This is a genomic window from Ruegeria sp. P10 (genome assembly GCF_056534925.1).
Genome location: NZ_JBQERJ010000006.1, coordinates 22,938 through 44,096 on the forward strand (window position 1 = coordinate 22,938; position 21,159 = coordinate 44,096).

Annotated in this window: 17 protein-coding genes; 8 read left to right on the forward strand and 9 right to left on the reverse strand. The window is 58.4% G+C overall.

What is annotated here, in order from left to right:
* Window positions 1-10: 10 nt before the first annotated feature.
* Together ACR0FB_RS11430 and ACR0FB_RS11435 are read right to left on the reverse strand one after the other, a co-directional pair.
* A complete protein-coding gene (locus ACR0FB_RS11430; RefSeq protein ID WP_480491387.1) occupies window positions 11-1,924 on the reverse strand; it encodes an ABC transporter substrate-binding protein in 1,914 nt (637 codons plus the stop codon).
* Entirely contained in the window at window positions 1,917-3,689 is a 1,773-nt protein-coding gene (locus ACR0FB_RS11435) for an ABC transporter ATP-binding protein (RefSeq protein WP_171636699.1), read from the reverse strand. The genes ACR0FB_RS11430 and ACR0FB_RS11435 overlap by 8 nt, the downstream gene beginning before the upstream one ends.
* Window positions 3,690-3,898: 209 nt before the next feature.
* Between ACR0FB_RS11435 and ACR0FB_RS11440 the strand changes: the two genes are divergently transcribed.
* The 7 genes from ACR0FB_RS11440 (at window position 3,899) to ACR0FB_RS11470 (ending at window position 11,893) form a co-directional block, all read left to right on the forward strand.
* Window positions 3,899-4,420 carry a class I SAM-dependent methyltransferase gene (locus ACR0FB_RS11440; RefSeq protein ID WP_480620708.1) on the forward strand — a complete coding sequence of 174 codons (522 nt, stop codon included), beginning with the start codon at window positions 3,899-3,901 and terminating at the stop codon, window positions 4,418-4,420.
* A gap of 18 nt (window positions 4,421-4,438) precedes the next feature.
* Complete coding sequence (locus ACR0FB_RS11445) at window positions 4,439-5,068, forward strand: glutathione S-transferase family protein (RefSeq protein WP_480620710.1); 630 nt, start codon at window positions 4,439-4,441, stop codon at window positions 5,066-5,068.
* A gap of 111 nt (window positions 5,069-5,179) precedes the next feature.
* Window positions 5,180-7,582 carry a GcvT family protein gene (locus ACR0FB_RS11450; protein WP_480620711.1) on the forward strand — a complete coding sequence of 801 codons (2,403 nt, stop codon included), beginning with the start codon at window positions 5,180-5,182 and terminating at the stop codon, window positions 7,580-7,582.
* Between the two features lie 2 nt (window positions 7,583-7,584).
* Window positions 7,585-9,129 (forward strand): trimethylamine methyltransferase family protein, encoded by a 1,545-nt coding sequence (locus tag ACR0FB_RS11455; protein ID WP_480486810.1) that lies wholly within the window; start codon window positions 7,585-7,587, stop codon window positions 9,127-9,129.
* The gene (locus tag ACR0FB_RS11460; RefSeq protein ID WP_171636708.1) at window positions 9,130-9,804 is read left to right on the forward strand and encodes a TetR/AcrR family transcriptional regulator; all 675 of its coding nucleotides are present in this window, start codon (window positions 9,130-9,132) and stop codon (window positions 9,802-9,804) included.
* Window positions 9,801-11,105 carry an NAD(P)/FAD-dependent oxidoreductase gene (locus ACR0FB_RS11465; protein ID WP_209834863.1) on the forward strand — a complete coding sequence of 435 codons (1,305 nt, stop codon included), beginning with the start codon at window positions 9,801-9,803 and terminating at the stop codon, window positions 11,103-11,105. Before ACR0FB_RS11460 ends, ACR0FB_RS11465 begins: the two co-directional genes overlap by 4 nt.
* 56 nt (window positions 11,106-11,161) lie before the next feature.
* The gene (locus tag ACR0FB_RS11470) at window positions 11,162-11,893 is read left to right on the forward strand and encodes a hypothetical protein (RefSeq protein ID WP_480620713.1); all 732 of its coding nucleotides are present in this window, start codon (window positions 11,162-11,164) and stop codon (window positions 11,891-11,893) included.
* A gap of 6 nt (window positions 11,894-11,899) precedes the next feature.
* Here the strand turns inward: ACR0FB_RS11470 and ACR0FB_RS11475 are convergent, their stop codons facing one another.
* The gene (locus ACR0FB_RS11475) at window positions 11,900-12,262 is read right to left on the reverse strand and encodes a DUF3307 domain-containing protein (RefSeq protein ID WP_371732272.1); all 363 of its coding nucleotides are present in this window, start codon (window positions 12,260-12,262) and stop codon (window positions 11,900-11,902) included.
* Between the two features lie 244 nt (window positions 12,263-12,506).
* Between ACR0FB_RS11475 and ACR0FB_RS11480 the strand changes: the two genes are divergently transcribed.
* Complete coding sequence (locus ACR0FB_RS11480; protein ID WP_480491603.1) at window positions 12,507-15,503, forward strand: cyclic nucleotide-binding domain-containing protein; 2,997 nt, start codon at window positions 12,507-12,509, stop codon at window positions 15,501-15,503.
* Between the two features lie 3 nt (window positions 15,504-15,506).
* Here ACR0FB_RS11480 and ACR0FB_RS11485 read toward each other — a convergent pair whose 3' ends face one another.
* The 6 genes from ACR0FB_RS11485 to pcaD all read right to left on the reverse strand — a co-directional run bounded on the left by ACR0FB_RS11485 (window position 15,507) and on the right by pcaD (window position 21,150).
* Window positions 15,507-15,794 (reverse strand): ArsR/SmtB family transcription factor, encoded by a 288-nt coding sequence (locus ACR0FB_RS11485; RefSeq protein ID WP_171636950.1) that lies wholly within the window; start codon window positions 15,792-15,794, stop codon window positions 15,507-15,509.
* A gap of 112 nt (window positions 15,795-15,906) precedes the next feature.
* On the reverse strand, window positions 15,907-17,139 hold the full coding sequence (locus ACR0FB_RS11490; protein WP_480620714.1) for a mandelate racemase/muconate lactonizing enzyme family protein: 1,233 nt from the start codon (window positions 17,137-17,139) through the stop codon (window positions 15,907-15,909).
* Window positions 17,140-17,158: 19 nt separating this feature from the next.
* Window positions 17,159-18,253, reverse strand: coding sequence for a Zn-dependent alcohol dehydrogenase (locus ACR0FB_RS11495; protein WP_209834868.1), 1,095 nt, complete (start codon window positions 18,251-18,253; stop codon window positions 17,159-17,161).
* A gap of 82 nt (window positions 18,254-18,335) precedes the next feature.
* A complete protein-coding gene (locus ACR0FB_RS11500; protein ID WP_480620716.1) occupies window positions 18,336-19,535 on the reverse strand; it encodes a TCR/Tet family MFS transporter in 1,200 nt (399 codons plus the stop codon).
* A gap of 100 nt (window positions 19,536-19,635) precedes the next feature.
* Complete coding sequence (locus ACR0FB_RS11505; protein ID WP_480620717.1) at window positions 19,636-20,349, reverse strand: alpha/beta fold hydrolase; 714 nt, start codon at window positions 20,347-20,349, stop codon at window positions 19,636-19,638.
* A 12-nt stretch (window positions 20,350-20,361) separates the two neighbouring features.
* Complete coding sequence (pcaD, locus tag ACR0FB_RS11510; RefSeq protein WP_480491402.1) at window positions 20,362-21,150, reverse strand: 3-oxoadipate enol-lactonase; 789 nt, start codon at window positions 21,148-21,150, stop codon at window positions 20,362-20,364.
* Window positions 21,151-21,159: the final 9 nt, after the last annotated feature.

Sequence of the window (21,159 nt, forward strand, 5' to 3'; positions counted from 1 at the left end):
CTGCTCCTGCTCAGTCGGCGAAAAAGAACTCGTCCGGGCGGTGAATGCCGAAATGTGCACCGGGTTCCCAGGCCCACATAGCCTGTTCCGGAACATTGCGCAGGCGGTTTGACACCACAATGGGCTGGGGGGCGCCGTTCAGGATGCCAATCGCATAGACCTGATCGGCATGGATTTTCAACATCTCGGTCCAGACAGCCGCGCGTTCTTCATCGGTCGCGGCGATTTGCCATTCATGCGCCAACTCCATCAGGCGCTGCGCCTCTGGCATGTCGGGGGCCTCACCCGCTTCGCCACCGGTCTGATAGTGCTGCCCCCATTTTGGCCAGGCCAGAAACACCTGATCTGTCGGGGCCAGATAAGCCGGAGATGTATGCGCCTGTGGAATACCGTCATCCCAACCGAACCAGACGGACGCCATGGAATTGCCCGCGAAAACGCGGTTGCGCAGGATGTCCCTGTCCAGCGGGCGCATGACCAGTTTGACACCGATTTCACGCCAGGTATCGGTTACGATCTGAAGCGCGTTTTCGACTTCCTGCCGCTCACCTGCGGTTTCGATAACCAGCTCCATCGAACGGCCGTCAGGCAAAAGGCGAATGCCGTTCTTGTCGCGCTGATCCAGACCAGCCTCATCCAAAAGTGCATTGGCCTGATCAATATCGTATTGTGCCCAGGCCGCAGCGTTTTCTTCACTGTAGAAGGGCGAGGCGGGAAGAACCGAGTTCGCGGCAGGGTGTGCGAGTTTGAAGTAAAGCGCCTGGTTGATGGTCTGCCGGTCGATTGCCAGCGACAAGGCGCGCCGAACACGAGCGTCCCTCAATACATTGCGCCAGACGTCATCAGAGAAGTTCAGGTTCGGGTAGATCGCGACCTGCGAGGCCACGCCGGTTTTCCACAACAGCGTTTTGTATCCGCCCTGTGCTTCGCCTTTCTTGAGGATCGACGCGTCTCGGAAGGCAAGGCCACGGCCTTGCAGGTCGCTTTCACCGGCGTTGGTCTTGGCGGCAACAAGACCGGGGGCGACGATCTCCATCTCGACCACGTCAATATAGGGAAGCTGCACCCCCTTGCTGTCGATGCGGTGATAATAGGGGTTGCGCACAAAGCTGTGACGGATTTTCTTGCCCGAGCTGGCGTTCAGCCATGGCTGCAACGTGGGAAGTTCGTGGTTGTCGAACTTGTAAAGATTATCCAGCTTGTTGTGCAGCGCTGCCCAACTTTTGACCCGGGCATCTTCAACCTGAAAGGCAAGCTCTTCCGCATCTGCGTATTTCTCGTGATACTGTTTCAGAAAGGCGGCCGGCCGGTAAATAAAAGGCGGTCGTGCTTGTGCCAGAGATTGCAGAAAGTTCGGGTTGGGATCATCCCATTCGAAGATCACCGTGGTCTCATCAGGAAACGTGACCGTGGGCAATTTGCCTTCGACGATCAGAAAATCGGGTGGGCCTGACGGGCTGAGCAACTCGTTGTTGGCGACGTCTTCCCACCAATAGCGGAAGTCTTCCGAGGTAAAGGGTGAGCCGTCCGACCACTTGTGTCCTTCGCGCAGTTTCAGGGTGAATTTGCGATTGCCCTCGTTTTCATACGAGGCCAGCAGGTCGGGTACCAATTCGTAATCTTGGTTGAACCCGACCAACCTTGCATAGCCGTAGACAACCATCTGCCGGATATCTTTGGATCGTGTGACCATGGTGCGCAGAGTGCCACCCGGTTTCCCGAATTCTCTTCCTTTTGCGGCCAGATCCACAATCAGAGGGTCCTTGGGCAAACGCTCCTGCACTGGCGGAAGATTGCCGCTTTCAACCTCGGCGCTCCAGAATGCGCTTTCCTGAGGTGTCGGGATTGTCTCTGCCGCGGCGGGCAGGGTCCCTGAAAACGCCAGCATTGCGGCCAGCAGCAGAGGGCGAATGGTATTAAACATGGCAACGTACCTTATGGCCCGGTTCCAATTCCACCAATGAGGGTATCACGGTGTCCGAGAAACGAAAGGCTTCATCCCAACTGTCCGGCGCGCCGGCACCCAGAGAAACCAATTGAAGGTCAATCGGGCGATTGATGTCGGGTTCGGGTTGAGCGGCAATCAGCGCCTTGGTGTATGGATGGCGCGGATTGTAGAAAAGAGTTTCGGGCGGTGCCTGTTCGACGATCAGACCCCGCCTCATGACGGCAACTTCGTCAGCGATCCGTGCAACAACGGCCAGATCATGTGAGATGAACAGGTAGGACAGGTTCAGGCTGTCTTGCAGGTTTTCCAGCAAAGTCAGGATTTGTTCCTGAACAGACACATCCAATGCCGAGGTCGGTTCGTCGCACACGATCAACTGCGGGTCCAGCATCATGGCCCGCGCCACTGAAAGGCGTTGTCGCTGCCCTCCGGAAAACGCGTGCGGATAGCGTTTGAGCATATCACCCGTCAGGCCGACGCGCTGCAACATCTCGGCGGCTTTGTCACGCTGTTCGGCTGTTGTGCCGATGCGATGGATTTCCAGTGGCTCGGTCATGGCGTCCTGTATGCGCATCCGCGGGCTGAGCGAACTGTAAGGGTCCTGAAACACCATCTGCGCCTTGCGCTGAAACGCTGTGCGCTGGGCTCGGGTCATTTTGTGCACCGTGATCGGGTCGGCGTCGGGGGCGGTACGAAACAGGACTTCACCACCGGGGTCGGGCAATTCAGCCCCCAAGGCGATGCGGGCCGCCGTTGTCTTTCCAGATCCGCTTTCACCGACAATTGCCAAAGTCTTGCCGCGCGCCAGGTTCAGGTCGACTCCTCGGCAGGCATAGATTGCTTTGTCGGATTGCCATCCTTTGCTGGACCGCATGGTATAGGTCTTGGACACATCCTTCATCTGCAGGATCAGATCCGTGTCGGGCATCGGTATACCCACCGCATCCTGATCCGGTATTTCCGGCGCGGCATCAAAAAGCTGCTTGGTATACGGGTGTGCGGGCGCGGTCAGGATCGGGGCGGCGGGGCCGGCCTCCATGATACGTCCCTTGTGCATGACGACGACCTGCTCGGCCATGTTGGCGACGACACCCAGGTCATGAGTCACCAGAATAAGCGCCATGCCGGTTTCACGCTGCAATTCCTTGATCAGGCCCAGAACCTGCGCCTGCGTGGTCACATCCAGAGCGGTGGTCGGTTCGTCCGCGATCAGCAATTCGGGTTTGGACACCATTGCCATGGCTATCATGGCACGTTGGCGCATACCGCCGGACAACTCGAAAGGGTAGGAGTCATAGGCACGCTGTGGATCAGGGAAACCGACGCGTTCGAATTGCGTCAGGACCTTTTTGCGCGCCGCGGACTCGGACAGCCCACGATGCAGCCACAAAACCTCGCTGACCTGATTGCCGATCTTGTGCAGCGGGGACAGCGATCTCATGGGCTCCTGAAAGATCATTGAAACCCGATTGCCGCGGATGTCGCGCAGCTCACGTTCGGAAACCGTGGTGAGCTCGCACATGCCCTTGGAATCGTTCAGGGTAATCGTGCCGCTTCGAATCTGCGCCGTGCGGGGCAGGATACGTAAGGCGGCGCGGCATGTGATTGTTTTTCCCGATCCCGATTCTCCGACAAGGGCAAGCGTCTGTCCGGCTTCGACATCGAAGTTCACATCCGTGACCACGGAATTGCCCGTACCAAAGCCGATGCTGAGGTCTCTTACGGACAACAACGCGCTCATGCGGGTTTTCCACCCGTTTGACCGTTCGATGACATCGGTTACTTCAACTCCCCGTGATTTTTTGTTCAGTGTCGCGCGGTTCCGCCCGTCTAGTCAAACCCGTTCTTGGGCCGAAATGTCGCGAAATCGTGAAACTATGGGCTTCGTCGCTACACAAAGTCTTGAGATTTTGCCATCAAGGACGGCATCGGGCGCATTTATGCTCTCGAATGGTATCAAGGAGATATTTTCTGGTGTCCGAGAATCAAAGCCGTCTGGATCTGTTCATCGATCGCATGGTGTCTCAGCGCGCTTGTCTGGATCACGCAATCCGGCACACTGCGGGCATGACAGGTCCGGTGTTCGAATTGGGTTTGGGCAACGGGCGTACGTATCACCATCTTGTGCAGCACATGGATGGTCGCCCGGTCTATGTGTTCGAACGCGCGGTGGCCTCGCACCCCGACTCGACCCCGCCCGAAGATCGCGTGATTCTGGGTGATGTGCGGGATACCCTACCTGCATCGGTTGAACGGTTCGGTGCGTCAGCCAGCCTGATCCACGCGGATCTTGGCGGGCACAATCGCGAAAAGAATGACAAATTCGCGCGGTTTGTATCTCCGCTCATCGAGCCTTTGCTTGCTCCGGGCGGGCTGATGGTCTCGAGTGATCGGATGTATTTCGAAGGGCTGACCGAGATGCCGTTGCCCGAAGGCGCCGTCGAAGGGCGCTGTTTCATATATCGCCGCTGACCGAAAAGGAGTAACGGCATGATTTTCTACGATTGCTCCACTGCTCCAAACCCTCGTCGTGCGCGGATGTTCATTGCCGAAAAAGGATTGGATATCGAAACGCGTGAGGTCTCGATTGCGAAAGGTGAACAGTTGAGCGAAGCCTTTCGCGCTGTGAACCCACGGGCCACGATCCCGGTTCTGGTAACGGATGACGGAACCGTTTTTACGGAAAATCTGGGCATTGCGGCTTTTCTGGAGGCACAGTTTCCGGAACCGCCTTTGATGGGCCGAACCCCCAAGGAAAAAGGTTTGGTTCTGATGTGGAACGCGATCGTCGAACATCAGGGCGGGGCACCGATTGCCGAGGCATTGCGCAATGGACATCCCGCCTTCAAGGATCGCGCCATTCCGGGCCCTTCCAATCAAGCGCAGATTCCCGAACTTGCACAGCGCGGGCGCGAGCGTGTGGCATCCTTCTTTGAAATGCTGGAATCACGTCTGACGGAAAGCCCGTTTGTGGCCGGTGACGTGTTTTCCCTGGCGGATATCTCGGCTTTCGTTTTTGTCGATTTCACCCGTGTCATCAAGATGCGTATCCCGGAAGACAACGCGGCCACCCTTGCGTGGTTTCAAGCCATCCAATCTCGTCCAAGCGCAAGTCTGTAAACCTGCTGAACCGTGCCGGGTTGCGTTGTGATCAGCACTGTACAGAAATGTCTAGACAGATGTGAACAGTGCCACTAGCGTCTCCTCAGATTCTGTTCAGGGGAGGTCGGGATGAAATCCCAATATCGCGTCGTGGTCATCGGAGGAGGCGTTGTCGGGGCCTCGGTTCTGTATCACTTGGCCAAGTTTGGCTGGTCGGATGTCGTCATGTTGGAACGGCGGCGGCTGGCGTCTGGGTCGTCCTGGCACGCAGCGGGAGGCATTCATGCTTTGAATGCCGATCCGAACATGGCGTCTTTGCAGGCCTATACCATTGATCTGCTCAGCGAGATCGAGAAGGAATCAGGCCAGAATATCGGCCTGCACATGACCGGTGGTCTGACGCTGGCGGGAACCCCCGAGCGGTGGGAGTGGTTGCAGGCCAATTACCGTATCTTCCAGTCCATCGGCATTGATGACTGTGAACTGCTGAGCCCTGAAGAGGTGCAGAAACGCTGCCCGATCATGTCCACCGACGGCATTCTGGGCGCGATGTGGGCCGACCGCGAAGGCTATATCGACACCACAGGCACCGTGCAGGCCTATGCCACCGCCGCGAAAAAGCGCGGTGCCGAATACTACGAGGAAACCAAGGTCGAGGAACTGATCCAGACGGCGGATGGCTGGCAGGTGGTGACCGACAGGGGCACGATCACCTGCGAACATGTGGTCAACGCCGCCGGCCTGTGGGCCAAGCAGGTGGGACGCATGGCAGGGGTCGAACTGCCGGTTTCTCCGCTGAAACACCATTACCTGATCACCGACACGGTGCCCGAGGTCGCCGCGGCCGATTTCGAGATGCCGATGACCGTGGATCTCGAGGGCTTCACCTATATGCGGCAGGATCAGAAGGGTGTTCTGGTCGGAATCTACGAGGTCGATCACGAACACTGGGCCATGGACGGCGCGCCGTGGAATTATGGCGAAGAGCTGTTCCAGGAGCAGCTGGACCGTATCGAAAACGAACTGACGCTGGGGTTCGAACGCTATCCGGCGATCCAGAACGTGGGCATCAAGACATGGGTGAACGGTGCGTTCACCTTCTCGCCCGACGGCAACCCTCTGGTCGGTCCGGTGCCGGGCAAGCGGGGCTATTGGACCGCCTGCGCGGTGATGGCCGGGTTCCTGCAAGGCGGCGGCGTCGGCAAGACGCTGGCCGAATGGATGATCCATGGCGAACCCGAGGCCGACGCGTGGCCGATGGATGTGGCGCGCTATGGCGATTTTGCACAGAACAAGCGCTACATCCGCGAGACGACGGGCCAGTTCTATTCCCGCCGCTTCGTGATGACCTATCCGAACGAGCAACTGCCCGCCGGACGGCCGCTGAAAATGGCACCGGCGCATGATGCGATGACCGAGGCAGGGTGCAAATGGGGCGTCAGCTGGGATCTCGAAGTACCGCTTTATTTCGCGCCGAAAGGGTTCGAGGAAACCCCGACGCTCAAGCGTTCGAACGCGCATGACATCGTGGCCGAGGAATGCAAAGTGATCCGCGAAGGTGCGGGCCTGCTGGATATTTCGGGCTTTTCGCGGTTCGAGGTTTCCGGTCCGAACGCAGAAGCTTGGCTGGACAATGTCATGGCCTCCAAGCTCCCCGGCCCGGGTCGTGCGAAACTGGCCCCGATGTTGGGTGAGGATGGACGCCTGAAGGGTGATCTGACGGTGCTGAATTGGGGCGACGGGACCTGGTGGATCATGGGCAGCTATTACCTGCGGGCCTGGCATATGCGCTGGTTCGACGATCACATGATGGATGGCGTCAATATCCGTGATTTGGGCGAGGAATATTGCGGCTTTGCCGTGGTCGGGCCGAAGTCACAGGCGGTTGTGGAAAAACTGGCGGAACAGGATATCTCGGGCTTGAAGTTCATGGGGTGCGGCGATTTCGATATCGGCCTCGTGCGCGCCCGCGTCGCCCGCATGTCGGTGACCGGAGAAAAGGGCTACGAGATCAACTGCCGCTATGGCGACCATATCAAGCTGCGCCGTCTCCTGCTGGAAGCGGGGGCTGAGGAAGGCATCCGCGAATGCGGTTTCAACGCGATGCTGTCCACGCGGCTTGAGAAAAGCTTTGGCATCTGGTCGGCGGAGTTCACGCAGGCCTACACACCGGGCATGACCGTAATGGACCGCTGGATCGACTGGGACAAGGACTTTGTTGGAAAGGCGGGCGCGCTTGCCGAACGTGACGGCAACGGCCCCGCGCAAATTCAGGCGACACTGGAAATTGATGCTCTGGACGCAGATGCCAGCGGATACGAACCGGTCTGGGCCAATGGCGAACGCGTTGGGTTCGTAACCTCGGGCGGCTACGGGCACTATACCGGTAAGTCACTGGCGATGGCCCTGATCGATCGGGACAAGGCGGAACCGGGCACGAAACTGTCCGTTCACGTGGTGGGGGTTGAACGTCCGGCGCGTGTGATCGCGCCGTCACCTTATGACCCCAAAGGCAAAGCGATGCGAGGCTGATCATGACTGCTGCAGAGCGCGGGCGCCGACGGCGGGGGCGGGGGGCTGAAGCCGCCCCGCAGCCCGGTCGCGATGTGAACTATCGCCAGCTCAGGAACCCTTTCCCACAGATGGAAGTGTTCCCGGCCGATCAAATCGCGGATATGCATGACACCGCCTTGCGGACACTGGAAGAGTTGGGGGTAAAGACCCTGCTGCCCGAGGCGCGGAAACTGTTCAAACAGGGCGGCGCGCGGGTGGATGAAGACACTGAGATGGTGTTTATCGGGCGCGAGATGGTTGAAGCCGCAGTCGCGTCAGCGCCCAAATCCATCGCCTGCCGCGCCGGCTCGCGGCGTCGCGATTTTACTCTCGAACTGGGCTCGCTGGTGTTTCAACCCGGAGCCGGTGCGCCGAACGCAACCGACCTTGAGCGTGGTCGGCGCCCGGCGACAGGTCAGGATTATCTGGAGTTTTTGAAGCTCACGCATCATTTCGACGTGTTCCAGATGATTTCGCCACAGGTCGAGCCGCAAGATGTGCCGACCCATCTGCGTCATTACTTCACGACTCGGGCCCAGATGGAACTGACAGACAAGTTTCCGTTCTTCTTTTCGCGCGGAACCCCGCAGGTGATGGACTGCTTTGAGATGCTGACCACGGCCCGCGGTCTTTCGGATGATGCGTTCCGGGGCCATGCGCATTGCTACACGATCATCAACACCAACAGCCCGCGCACCTTGGACATCCCGATGGCGCAAGGTCTGATCGACTTTGCCCGCCACGGTCAGATGTCGATCATCACGCCGTTTACCCTGATGGGCGCGATGGCGCCGATTACTGTGGCCGGGGCGATCACCTTGTCTCATGCCGAGGCCCTTGCCGCGCTGACTTTGACCCAACTTGCCAATCCTGGAGCGCCGGTCTGCTATGGCACGTTCACCAGTAACGTGGACATGAAGTCCGGCGCGCCCGCTTTTGGGACGCCGTCGCACTTTCAGGCATCACTGGCTGCGGGCCAACTGGCGCGGCATCTTGGTTTGCCCTGGCGGTCGGCTGCCGGATCGGCGTCAAACACCAACGATGTACAAGCCGCGAACGAAAACCAGTTTGGGCTTTGGGGATGCCTTATGGCCGGGGCAACGGTGATCATCCACTCCGCAGGCTGGTTGGAAGGCGGGTTGACGGTTTCCTTCGAAAAGCTGGTCTGCGACGCGGAAGTGCTGAATATGGTCGCCGAACTGTGCGCAGGTGCGCAGGCGGGGCCGTCCGAGATCGGGTTTGAAACTGCATTGAGTGAAGTTGAACCCAGTGGCCACTTCTTCGCATCAAGCCAGACGATGGAGCGCTATAATACTGAATTCTATCAACCGCATGTCCATGACTACGCCAATTTCGGCACGTGGGCCGAGCGTGGTTCGGTGGACGCGAACCATCGGGCAACGGATGTTTGGAAAGGCATTCTAAACGACTTCCAGGCGCCCGCTGTCGACAATGATCGGACAGGTGATTTACATGACTTCATTGCCCGTCGTACCGCCGAGGGCGGTGCCCCACCGGAGAGTTGAATGAGCCCGAAACCGATCCTTCATCGCGATGACCCCGAGGCCGAACCATTGATCGGCAACATCAAGGTCACGCGCGACGACTGGCTGAACGTGGCGATGGATGTGCTGATTTCGGACGGCGTGGACCAGATCAAGGTCCTGAACCTGGCCGAACGGATGGCAGTATCGCGGTCGTCGTTCTATTGGTACTTCAAATCCCGGCAAGAGTTGCTGGATGCGTTGCTGGCGCGCTGGCAGGCCACCAACACCGCCGCCTTGGTCGCGCAGGCCGAAGCACCGGCCGAGACGATAACGGCGGCCGTCTGCAACGTTCATCGGTGCGTGGTGAACACCGATCTGTTCGATACTGCGCTGGATTTTGCCGTACGTGACTGGGCGCGAAAATCGGGCAAGGTGCGGCGTATGCTGGATCAGTCGGACGCCCGCAGGCTGAAAGCGCTGCACGCCATGTTCGCCCGCTACGGCTATTCCGAGATCGAAGCCGAAACTCGGGCGCGCGTGCTGTATTACATGCAGATCGGTTATGATCTGGCGCAATTGAACGAACCTATCGAGATGCGGCTGTCGATGGTGCCGCATTACCTTTACGCCTTCACAGGTGTCGAGCCGAAACCCGAGGAAGTTGAAGAATTCAGCGCGTATTCCCTGCGCTTTTGGAAAGGAAACCAGACATGAGCCAACCAGACGCAATCATCATCGGAACCGGCGTGATCGGCGCGGCCATTGCGTTCGAGATGTCCAAGGCGGGACGGAAAACCCTGTCGTTGGACCGGAATTCTCAGGTCGGGCACGGTTCTACCGCGGGGTCCTGCGCGATTATCCGGATGCATTATTCCACATTCGATGGAACCGCGTTTGCCTGGGAAGGCTACCACTACTGGCGCGACTGGGCCGAGTACCTTGGCTTGCCGAAAGACGCCAACCTTGCGCAGTTCCGCGAAACCGGCTGTCTGGTCATGAAAACCGAGGCGAACGGGATGCTGGAAAAACACATGCGCAATTCGTCCGAGCTGAATTGCCCGTTCGAAGAATGGTCAGATGAAAAAGTGCTGGAACGCTTGCCGGTCTATTCGCTGGACAGCTTTGCCCCCGCGCGCCGTATGGACGATCCTGAATTCGGCCAACCCAACGGGCGTAAAATGACGGGCGGGGTGTACTGGCCTCAGGCGGGTTATGTCACCGACCCGGCCCTGTCGGCTCAGAACCTGATGGATGCCGCGAAACAGCATGGGGCCGAGCTGCGCACCGGCGCTGAAGTCACGGAAATCCTGACCGAGGGCGGGCGCGTTTCCGGCGTCAAGCTGGCCTCGGGCGAGGAAATCCACGCCAAGGTTGTGGTCAATGTGGCAGGACCTGGTTCGTCCATCATCAACAAGATGGCCGGCGTTCTGGACGATATGACCATCAAAACCCGACCCTTGCGGCAAGAGGTCGTGCACGTTCCAGCCCCTGAAGGGTTCGATTTTGAACACGACGGAACCATCGTTTCGGACAGTGACATTGCCTGCTATTGCCGCCCGGAACACGGCAATCACATCCTTGTCGGATCTGAGGATCCGGAATGTGATCCGCATCAGTGGTGCGAGGACGATGTGAACTACAATCGTGAATTCACCGATCAATGGACCACGCAGGCCATGCGGTATGCGCAGCGTGTGCCCAGCCTTGGTATTCCATCGAAAACGCGGGGCGTGGTTGACCTTTATGATGCGTCTACCGACTGGATTCCGATCTATGACAAATCCAGCCTGCCGGGGTTCTACATGGCCTGTGGTTCAAGCGGAAACCAATACAAGAATGCGCCCATTGCGGGCAAGATGATGGCGGCACTGATCGATTACTGTGAAGGTGGCGCCGATCACGACGCGAAACCGTTGCAGTTCGAATTGCCATACATCAAGCGGACAATCGACGTGGGCTTCTACTCGCGCAAACGACCGATCAATGAGGAAAGCAGTTTCTCGGTTCTGGGCTAGTCGCGTTTCGCAAACGGTCTATGTCGTGTGTGGCTGTCAACAAGCCCGGCCCTGACATGACCGACCGAAAGACAACCGTATTGATCCTTGGCAGCGCCCCATCGGCGCTGGAGGCGCGGGCATGGTCGCGCGCGCCTTTCACGCATATCGTCGCCATCAACAACGCATGGCGCATCCGAGAAGACTGGGATTACCTGATCCATCCCGAAGACTTCCCGGCAGAGCGCCGCCCTGAAAAAGTTCTTGGCACTCAACACATAGTCACTGCCGACGAATACGTCCCAAGACAGAATGACTATGGCGGGTTCGTTTATGCCGGCGGAACGATGGCTTTCACGGCAGGCTATTGGGCTTTGTCAGTCTTGAAGCCGGATGTTCTGGCTTTTTCCGGTTGCGACATGATGTATTCAGGATCGGGGCGAACACATTTTTATGGAAATGGCACTGCGGACCCTTTGCGAAAGGACGTGACACTGCGTTCGCTTGAAGCGAAGGCCGCCCGACTGGGGCTTTTTGCAGCCGCTCAGGGGTGCAGAACCGTACGGTTATCCGGCGCGCCAAGCCGGCTGGTGTTTCCATCCGTCAACCTATCTGACCTGACAGCCGCACCGCTTCCCGATATTGCAGCCATGCACAGTGTGCAGCGAATGGAAGATGATCTTGGCTATTATGTAGCCTCGGGTCGGTATTGGGAAGTTGAGCACCGGTTCGACCCTGCTGCGATTGACGCATTGGATCGGATGTGGCTTAGGGCCTATCGGCTTGCCGTATCGGAGAACGCGGCCTGACACCGTTCAGGCGGCGGCGAAGGTAACCCAGGCCCAAACCATCGCAACATAAGTCAGGTTGTGCATCAACTGATCCAAACCTGCGGCGCGCCAAAAAGCGGGTTGCGTTGGCTCAAGTCGCTTTTTGTCTGAATAGCTGGCCTTGATGAAATCGATATTGAAATGGATGAACCATTCCAGCGCCCCGACAATCAGAATAAAAACCAGCGGCGCGCCGAACACCAAAAAAACGACGATAGAACCCACAACATGCACAGCGGCATGTTGCGCGCGTCCCAAGTGAAAATACTCACCCCGACCGGAAAGCATCTTCGGTGTCTGGAGGTAGTAGTCAGCGAACATATGCTTGATCAGCAAAAGACAAAGCATAAGAAACACCGCGCCAATACTGGCAGTCAAAAGAACCCTCCCGATATCGTTCTGACGCCAACATTAGGCAATAAAACGGGCACGCGTAAATAAACTAGTTCACATTCGGTCAAGAAATTTTCCAAAAGGGAAAAATTTGCTTATCCTGTCTGGATGATATTTGATTCATGCTGTTGAAATTGCATGCATTGCGTTTAATCCACGTCGAAGGTCAGCAGCAGGGGCAGGTTCCATAGAACGCACAATTTTCCGCTTTATCTGGAAATACTCCAAGCGCGAACAGCTGGTCCTGCTGGCCGTGACGGCGACGCTGTTTCCTTTGCTGTATCTCACACTTGAGTTGCCAAAACGAATAATCAATGACGCGATCGGGTCGTCCACCTCTGAGGTGACGATCTGGGGCTATTCCATGTCGCAGACCAATTTTCTGGTTGCTCTGTGCTTTGCCTTTCTGGCGGCCGTGCTGTGCCATGGCCTGATGAAAATGCGCATCAACACCATGAAGGGCGTGCTGAGTGAACGGATGCTGCGGCGCTTTCGCTATCAGTTGATCAGCCGGGCGCTGCGCTTTCCTCAACCCTATTTCGAGCGTGTCAGCCAGGGTGAAATGGTGTCAATGATCACCGCCGAAAGCGAGCCGATGGGCGGCCTGATGGGCGACGCGATCAGCCAGCCGGTTCTTCAGGCCGGCCAAATGATCACCATACTTTCCTTCCTGTTCCTGCAAAGCGTCTGGTTCGGGCTGGCTGCCGTGGCGCTGATACCCTTGCAGGCCTGGTTGATCCCCAAGCTGCAACGCCAGATCAACCTGCTGAACAAAAAACGCATTCAGGAGGTTCGAGTTCTGGCGGCGCAGATTGGCGAGAACGCGGCGGGCGCGTCCACCCTGCGGACCAATGGCGGCTGGCGTTTTCGCCGGTCGATGATCTCGGAGCAATTGGGACGCCTGTTCGGCATCCGTTTCGAGATCTATCAAAAGAAGTTTTTCATGAAATTCCTGAACAACTTCATCTCGCAGTTGACACCGTTCATGTTCTATCTGGTTGGTGGTCTGTTGGTGCTTCAGGGCTCGGTTTCGCTGGGGGCGCTGGTTGCCGCATTGGCTGCGTACAAGGATCTCAGCTCACCTTGGAAGGAACTGCTGACCTATTACAACCAGACCCAGGACATGTCGCTGCGCTGGGATGTGGTCATTGACCGTTTTGCCCCGGCCGGAATGCATGATGAAACCTTGTTCGAAAGTGAACCCTCCGAGTGGCCACACCTGAACGGCGACATCGTGCTGGACCACGTTTCGGTGCGTGACATGGATGGCAATCAGGTGCTTGATGATCTGGACCTCAGTTTTCCTGCCGGAAAGACAATTGGGATCGCCGCCCCCAGCGAGGAAGATCGACGCGCCATCGGCGAATTGCTGACACGGGAAAAACGTCCCAGTGCTGGCCAGGTTCGGATCGGAGATCTGAAACTGGCCGAGTTGCATCAGGTGGTTGTCGCCGCGCGTATCGGGTATGTCACATCACGCCCTGTCATGTTCCAGGGTACGCTGGGCGACAACGTGATGATGCCGATGCGGTTCAAACCGCTGACTGACCCGCCGGACGACCCGGATTTTCTCGAAACCTTGAGGGCAGGCAACAGTGCCGATCCGTTTGGGGCGGAATGGCTGGACCCAACTCTGGCCGGCTTTCAGGACGCCGCAGAACTGCGTGCCTGGTGGTTGCAGTTGATTGATGGAATGGGGTTTGGCGCAGCGCTGTTCCAACGGGGCGCCGAACAAAGCTTCGATGCGGCCGAGCATTGTGAACTGGCAAAGAAACTGATCGAGCTGCGCCCGGTCGTGCAGCAGGCGGTTCGGGATGCCGGGCTGGAACAACAGGCGCTTGTCTTTGACCGGAACACCTATAATGCGGCCCTGCCTGTGGCTGAAAATCTGCTTTTCGCAACGCCACGTGTTCCTGTGACACAGGCTTTGCTTGCGCAGCAAAAGGTCTTTCTCGGACAGTTGCGTGAACTGGGGCTGGACGAGACATTGATCGCGTTGACCCGCGACGTGATCGACATGCTGCGCCAGATCTTCGGGATGGATGGAACCGACCACCCGTTGTTCCAAAAGCTTGGTCTTGATGCAAAAACCTATGAAATTGCGGTGGATCTGGTGGACCAGACCCGCAAAGAAGGTTCGGACGGGCTGGATGACGAACAGCTTGCCAACATGTTGGCGGTGCCATTTGTGATCTCTGCCGAACAGATCGGACCTGCGTTCACGGATGAACTGAAGGATCGCATCCTCGAACTCCGGCACAGCCATTCCGAGAAACTGATGGAGCGTTTGCAAGACGTCTTCGTTCCATTGGATCCGAACGTCTTTGCGCCCGGATTGACGGTCATGGAAAATGCGCTGTTCGGAAAAGTCAGCCAGATTGGCGGTTCCCGTTCGGACGAAGCCCGCAAGGTGATAGTGGATGTGTTGGCTGAAAACGGCGCGCGCCCATTGGTCACAGAGCTGATCTATGATGTCCAGGTTGCTCTCGGCGGTCAGAATCTTCCGGCGGTGTTTGCCGAACCCTTGGCCTTTACCCGAGCGACGATCAAGAAACCTGACATCCTGATTCTGGAAAACGCGCTGGCCAGCTACGACATGAAAACGCAGGTGGCGGTCTATAAACGGCTCCGTGAACTGCTGCCGGACACCACCGTCGTCTATCTGAATGATCAGTTTGAAAACCCCGGTGCATTCGACATGTATGTTGAAATCCGGCAAGGTCGTGTGGTCTCGGACGGAGGGCCTGTGGCGGTGGAGGAAGACAGTGCAGCATCGGCGGATTTGACGCGGAAACTGCGCGCTCTGGAACAAACCCCCTTGTTTTCGGGTCTGGACCGGCGTCAGCTGCGCCTGCTGGCCTTTGGTGCGCGCTGGTTTGATGCCGCGCCGGGGCAGGTGGTGTTCTTGAAAGATGACCAACCCACCGACGGTGCCTATGTGGTGCTGGAGGGCGAAGCAGGTTTGTATCTGCCGCAAGAACAGGGGCCTGACCAATTGATCACCAAAGTCGGGCCTGGTGCTTTGGTCGGAGAGTTGGGCCTGATCAGAAAAGAACCACGTGCGCTGAGCATGGTGGCGGAAACCCAGCTTTCCTGCTTGCGGATCGGTGAAGAAGAATTCCTTGCCGTTGTGGAAAACGACGCGGCGACCGCATTCAAGCTGTTGCAGGTTATCGCCGGCTATGTGTCCAATTAGCGATCAAGAGTCCGTGTTGCAGAACAAATCATAAAGCAGGCGGATCACTTTTTCCGTGGCACCGTCGCGCAATGAATAATAGACAGTTTTGCCTTCCCGGCGCGTCGAGACCAACTCTTCCTCGCGCAGGCGTGCCAGCATCTGGCTGACGGCAGCCTGCCGCAGCTGAAGCAGCTCTTCAAGTTGGCCGACGGATTTTTCACCACCGCCAAGATGGCACAAGATCATCAGGCGCCCTTCATGTGCCAGTGTTTTAAGAAATGCAGCCGCGCGTGCAGCGTTGTCTTTCATGTCCGGCGGAGCGTCTGTTGGGTGTGCCTGAGGTTCGGTTTCGTTAAGTGCCACTTTCGGACCGTCATATCGCGTTTCGTGATGCCAATATGCATCAAGGCCATTTGTATTGTCACCCCTCGGTTGCCGGGGCGCCCCCTTGAAAAGCGTTGCCTTCAACGTAATCGCATGGGTCCTCCTGCATTTGCAGATGCAACCCGTCGCCGTCATATGGGTGCGCGCGGGCCAGGTCTTCATCGACATCGATCCCAAGGCCCGCAGCATCCGGGGCGGCGACAAAGCCATTCTCGACCCGGATCGAGCCCTTGATCAGTAGATCGTGGAACGGTGTTTCGATGGTTTCCAGAAGCAGCAGGTTGGGAATGGACGCCGCCAGATGAATATTGGCGGCCCATTCCACCGGACCCGCATAGAGGTGCGGTGCCATCTGCGCGTTGAAGACCTCGGCCATGGCGGCGACTTTCTTCATCTCCCATATTCCGCCTGCACGCCCCAGCGCCGGTTGCAGGATTTCGGCGGCTCCGGCGCGCAGGACGGCTCCGAATTCGGCCTTTGCGGTCATCCGTTCTCCGGTGGCAACCGGAATGCGTACATTGCGCGCGACGCGGGCCATGTCTTCGATATTGTCCGGCGGCGTGGGTTCCTCGAACCACAGGGGTTGGTATGGTTCCAACGCCTGCCCCAGCCGAATTGCACCGGCTGTGTTGAACTGGCCATGGGTGCCGAACAGCAGATCGGCCCTGTCCCCCACGGCCTCGCGGATCGCTTTGCAGAAGGCGACGGACATGGAAATGTCGCTCATCGCGGGCATGTGCCCGCCGCGGATGGTATAGGGGCCGGCCGGGTCGAATTTCACGGCGGTGTAGCCGCGGTTCACCATTTCCGCCGCCGTTTCACCGGCCTGTTCGGCAGAGGTCCAGAAATCGTTCAGGTTGTGCTGGGGCAGGGGGTACAGGTAAGTATAGGCCCGGATCCGGTCATTCATCCTGCCGCCCAGCAGCGCATGCACCGGCCTGTCGCGATCTTTGCCCAGAATGTCCCAGCAGGCAATTTCCAACCCCGAGAATGCGCCCATCACCGTCAGGTCCGGCCGCTGCGTAAAGCCGCTGGAATAGGCGCGGCGGAACATGAGTTCAATGTTTTCGGGGTTTTCTCCCAACATATGCCGGTCGAACACGTCCTGAATGACATGACGCATCGCTACAGGGCCCACGGACGAGGCATAACACTCACCCCATCCCGTGATGCCGGTATCGGTCGTCACTTTGACAAGTATCCAGTATCGCCCTCCCCAGCCCGGGGCGGGCGGGGCGGTGACGATGACGTCGAGATCCTGAAGTTTCATCCCAAATCCTTTCGGTGGGTCAGGTCCTGTCGAACAGGATCACATTTCGCTTGGCCGATCCGGTTTTGGTGTCGGCGATGGCCTCGTTGATCTGATCCAGAGACCAGCGGCCCGAGATCAGCTCGTCCAGTTTCAGCCGTCCCTGCTTATACAGGTCCACCATCCAGGGTATGTCGCGCTGAATGACCACGTCGCCCATTTTCGACCCGACGACACCCTGACCCAGGGCTGCCAATACAACGGGTTCATAGCTGGCCATGTCACCGGAATGTGGCATCCCGATCATGATCGCCTTGCCGCCGCGCCCAAGATAGCGCGGAGCCTGATCATAAGCGGGAATCGCGCCGACGGTGATCAGAACGGCATCGGCACCGCGCCCCCCCAGCGCCCTGTATGCGGCTTTCCAAGGTTGATCCAAGCTGGCCAAAACGCCATGGGTTGCGCCGAACTCTTTGGCGATCTCAAGCTTTTCTTCGGTCATGTCCACGGCCACGATCCGCCGCGCGCCTGCAATCCGCGCGCCTTGAATTGCGTTCAGGCCGACCCCGCCCGCCCCAATGACCACCACGTCCTGACCGGGGCGCACGCCTGCCGCATTAACCGCAGCGCCGACCCCGGTGATCACGCCGCAGGACAGCAGGCTGGCCAGTTCCTTAGGCAGGTCATCCGGGATTTTGACAATCTGGCGGTGGCTTACCACGACCTTTTCAGCAAAGGCCCCGCATGCCATCGCCTGTTCGAGCGCGCCGCCATCGCCTGTTTTCAATGGACCTTTGACAGTGTCGTAGGGTGTTTCGCAAATTGTCGGTTGCCCGCCTGCACAGGCAGGGCAAGACCCGCAGGCGCGGATCAGGGTCACCACCACAGGGTCGCCGACCTTGAAATCCCCGGCCGCGTCTCCGACTGCGGTGATCACGCCTGCGGCTTCGTGCCCGTAAACCGCTGGCAGGAACCCTCCCCATGCGCCTTCGGCATAGGAAATGTCCGAATGGCAGATGGCCACGGCATCCAGTGTCACCTGGACCTCGCCCGTGCCGGGGGGGGCCAGATAAACGTCTTCGATCACCAGTGGCTCGCCAAATGCCCGGCAGACTGCGGCTTTGATTTTTTGCATGTTGTCCCTCACTCCCGTTGGGTTCACGGTGGCGCGGGAAAAGGCGGCTCGCAAGGCAGAAACCGCCATTTGCGTGTCGTTGTTACGCCACGACAGGCCGGGACCGTCTAAACAGTAGGAACCCTGCCAGCATCAACAAGAGTGCCAGCAGAAACGGGGCGCCAGGCAGGTAGAGCGGGGTGTCAGGTCGAATGAACTGCGCGAATACGCTGGTCATCACCAACGGTGAGATCACCATCGAAAGCGCATGCAAAGCAGTCAGGACACCCTGCAATTCACCTTGCTGAGAATCTGGTGTGGCCCGTGACATCATCGCCTGAAGGGCGGGCGTGATGACCGCCCCAATGGCGGTAATTGGAATGAGAAGCAGTGCTATCAGGCCGTTGGTCAGAAAGGCCAGAATGGCGAAGCTTATGATTTCAAAGATCATGCCATAGATGATTGTTACCCGCTCGCCCAAAAGCCGGATGGCCGGGCGGATCAGACCGCCTTGCACGACGGCCATGCCGATACCATAGATTCCAAGCGACAGGCCGATCATCTGCGCGGACCAACCGAAGCGCTCGGTCGTGAAATAGGACCAGATGGCCGGATAGACGTAGATTGAAACCGAATACAGGAAATAGACCCACAGCATAGGCCGGATGCCGGGCAATGATGCTATGGCGCGAAGCGAGTTCACCGGGTTCGCGCGCCGCAGGTTGAAGGCACGCCTGTTTTTATCGGTCACCGTTTCGGGCATCACGAAATATCCGATGCAGAAGGTCAGCGCCGCCAAACCCGCAGCAGCCCAGAATGGCGCGCGGGTTCCAAATTCGCTTAGCAATCCGCCGATCACCGGACCCAGAACGAACCCCACGCCAAATGCCGCGCCCAGAAGGCCGAAATTTGCGGCCTTGTCTTTTGGGTCGGACACATCGGCCATGAAAGCCGCCGCCGTCGAATGGGTGGCCGCCGTTATGCCGCCGACGATACGTCCGACCAGCAAAAGCCAGATGCTGCCCGCCAAGGCCATGACGACGTAGTCCAGCGCCATGACGAACAAGGACACCAGCAATACCGTTCTGCGCCCGTAAGCATCGGAAAGGTTTCCCAGAATGGGGCCGAAGATGAATTGCATCGCGGCAAAGGCTGTGCTCAGCACACCTCCCCAGATCGCGGCATTGGCCAGGGTGCCGCCCTGAACCTCGACGATCAGTTGCGGCATGATCGGCATCACAAGACCAATGCCCATAGCATCGATCATGACGATGCAGAGGATGAAGAAAAACGGCAGACGCATGGGACCTGAACACATGAGTTGTGAGCGGCACCCTAGTCATGCCTGACGAATGAGGGAAGAGACAGTTCCGCGGGACACCCCATGTCGTTGCGGCAGGTTGTTAGAGTTTGCCCGCCAGTTCGGACAGAAGCTCAGCCAATTCCTGCGGATGTGAAAAAAACGGCGAATGCGAGCTGTCGATTGTACGTCGAAGGTTTTCGGGGACGCAGGCGCTCATGTCTGCCTGGTACTCGGTCGGTATCGTGTGGTCGTCGGTTGTTCGGATATAGGCCTTGGGGACCTTGGCAAAGCGTGGGCCGACAGGCAGCGGTGTTTCTTGTGGCAGGATGGCTTGCGGACACAGGCGCGCGTATGCGTATGGCAGGACGTCGTCCGGGCAATCGTGAAAAAACAGCTGTGGGATCGCATCCACTGACACGGTATAGGAAAGCCCGTCCGCAGATTTTTCCACTGCGTGCGCAATGGTTTGCCGTGGCCCGCGCCTGCGCATTTCCGCCATCGAAAGACCATCCCGAGGGACATAGGCACACAGGTAAATCAAGGCGCGCATCGCATCCGGGCGGGCCTCGGCCGCTGCGCTGATCGGAAAGCCGGCCCAGGAATGGCCGACGACGATCGTATCGGGTGTACAGGCGTTCAAAATGGCATCGCGGCAACCGTCCAGCGTGACGTCGGCCACCGGCGTGGGGTCTGCACCATGGCTGGGCATGTCGATGGCGCGGGCGGTATGGCCCAGGGCTTCCAAAGCGGGGATCAGGTCGCGCCAGCACCAGGCGCCGTGACACGAGCCATGGACCAACAGGAAGGACGTCATTGTCATTCTCCTTCAGACATGTCCGATCTCGGTCAGAAATCCGGTCAGGATTTCTGCGTATTCCGCGGGATTCTCAACGCAAGGCAAATGTCCAACGCGGCGGATCAGCCGAAATTGGGATCCGGGCACAAGATCAATCGTTTCCCGCACCAGATCGGGTGGGGTCGATCCGTCTTCGCTGCCCGCAATTCCAAGCGTGGGCAGGCGCAGGCCGCTTGTGGGGGTATAAAAGTCGGTACCGGCAATGGCGGCACAGCAGCCCAGATACCCTTCGACTGGTTGGCTGACCATCATATCGCGCCAGGGCAGGTAATTTTGGGCGTGGCGGAATTCGCGCGAGAACCAACGCTCCATCGTGGCATTGGCCAAAGCCTCGATCCCGCCCTTTCGCACCGCCTGAATGCGCTCTTGCCAGATCGAAGGCGTGGCGATCTTGGCAGCGGTGTTCGATAGCACCAGCGCACGAATCTGGTCCATGCGTTTGATCGCCAGCCCCTGCGCGATCATCCCGCCAATCGAGAGGCCGACAAAGACGCAATCGCGAACCTGAAGGTGATCCAGCAGCGCCTCGGCATCCCGCACCAAAGCGCCCATCGAATAGGGTGCAGGGGGCACCGAGGATTGCCCGTGCCCACGTTTGTCATACCGGATGATGCGCAGCCCGTCGGGCATGTATGGCAGCACTGCGTCCCAAAGATGCAGGTCGGTTCCCAGGGAATTGGCAAACACAATGGGTGCACCGTCCGTGGGGCCGTCGATGCGATAGTTCAGTTTCACGTCGCCCAGATCAGCGATCATCATGACAAAGGT

Bases quoted from the DNA above. Each gene is read 5' to 3' on its own strand.
- ACR0FB_RS11430 (WP_480491387.1), bottom strand. From the start codon at position 1,924: ATGTTTAATACCATTCGCCCTCTGCTGCTGGCCGCAATGCTGGCGTTT.
- ACR0FB_RS11435 (WP_171636699.1), bottom strand. From the start codon at position 3,689: ATGAGCGCGTTGTTGTCCGTAAGAGACCTCAGCATCGGCTTTGGTACG.
- ACR0FB_RS11440 (WP_480620708.1), top strand. From the start codon at position 3,899: ATGGTATCAAGGAGATATTTTCTGGTGTCCGAGAATCAAAGCCGTCTG.
- ACR0FB_RS11445 (WP_480620710.1), top strand. From the start codon at position 4,439: ATGATTTTCTACGATTGCTCCACTGCTCCAAACCCTCGTCGTGCGCGG.
- ACR0FB_RS11450 (WP_480620711.1), top strand. From the start codon at position 5,180: ATGAAATCCCAATATCGCGTCGTGGTCATCGGAGGAGGCGTTGTCGGG.
- ACR0FB_RS11455 (WP_480486810.1), top strand. From the start codon at position 7,585: ATGACTGCTGCAGAGCGCGGGCGCCGACGGCGGGGGCGGGGGGCTGAA.
- ACR0FB_RS11460 (WP_171636708.1), top strand. From the start codon at position 9,130: ATGAGCCCGAAACCGATCCTTCATCGCGATGACCCCGAGGCCGAACCA.
- ACR0FB_RS11465 (WP_209834863.1), top strand. From the start codon at position 9,801: ATGAGCCAACCAGACGCAATCATCATCGGAACCGGCGTGATCGGCGCG.
- ACR0FB_RS11470 (WP_480620713.1), top strand. From the start codon at position 11,162: ATGACCGACCGAAAGACAACCGTATTGATCCTTGGCAGCGCCCCATCG.
- ACR0FB_RS11475 (WP_371732272.1), bottom strand. From the start codon at position 12,262: ATGCTTTGTCTTTTGCTGATCAAGCATATGTTCGCTGACTACTACCTC.
- ACR0FB_RS11485 (WP_171636950.1), bottom strand. From the start codon at position 15,794: ATGAAAGACAACGCTGCACGCGCGGCTGCATTTCTTAAAACACTGGCA.
- ACR0FB_RS11490 (WP_480620714.1), bottom strand. From the start codon at position 17,139: ATGAAACTTCAGGATCTCGACGTCATCGTCACCGCCCCGCCCGCCCCG.
- ACR0FB_RS11495 (WP_209834868.1), bottom strand. From the start codon at position 18,253: ATGCAAAAAATCAAAGCCGCAGTCTGCCGGGCATTTGGCGAGCCACTG.
- ACR0FB_RS11500 (WP_480620716.1), bottom strand. From the start codon at position 19,535: ATGCGTCTGCCGTTTTTCTTCATCCTCTGCATCGTCATGATCGATGCT.
- ACR0FB_RS11505 (WP_480620717.1), bottom strand. From the start codon at position 20,349: ATGACGTCCTTCCTGTTGGTCCATGGCTCGTGTCACGGCGCCTGGTGC.
- pcaD (WP_480491402.1), bottom strand. From the start codon at position 21,150: ATGATGATCGCTGATCTGGGCGACGTGAAACTGAACTATCGCATCGAC.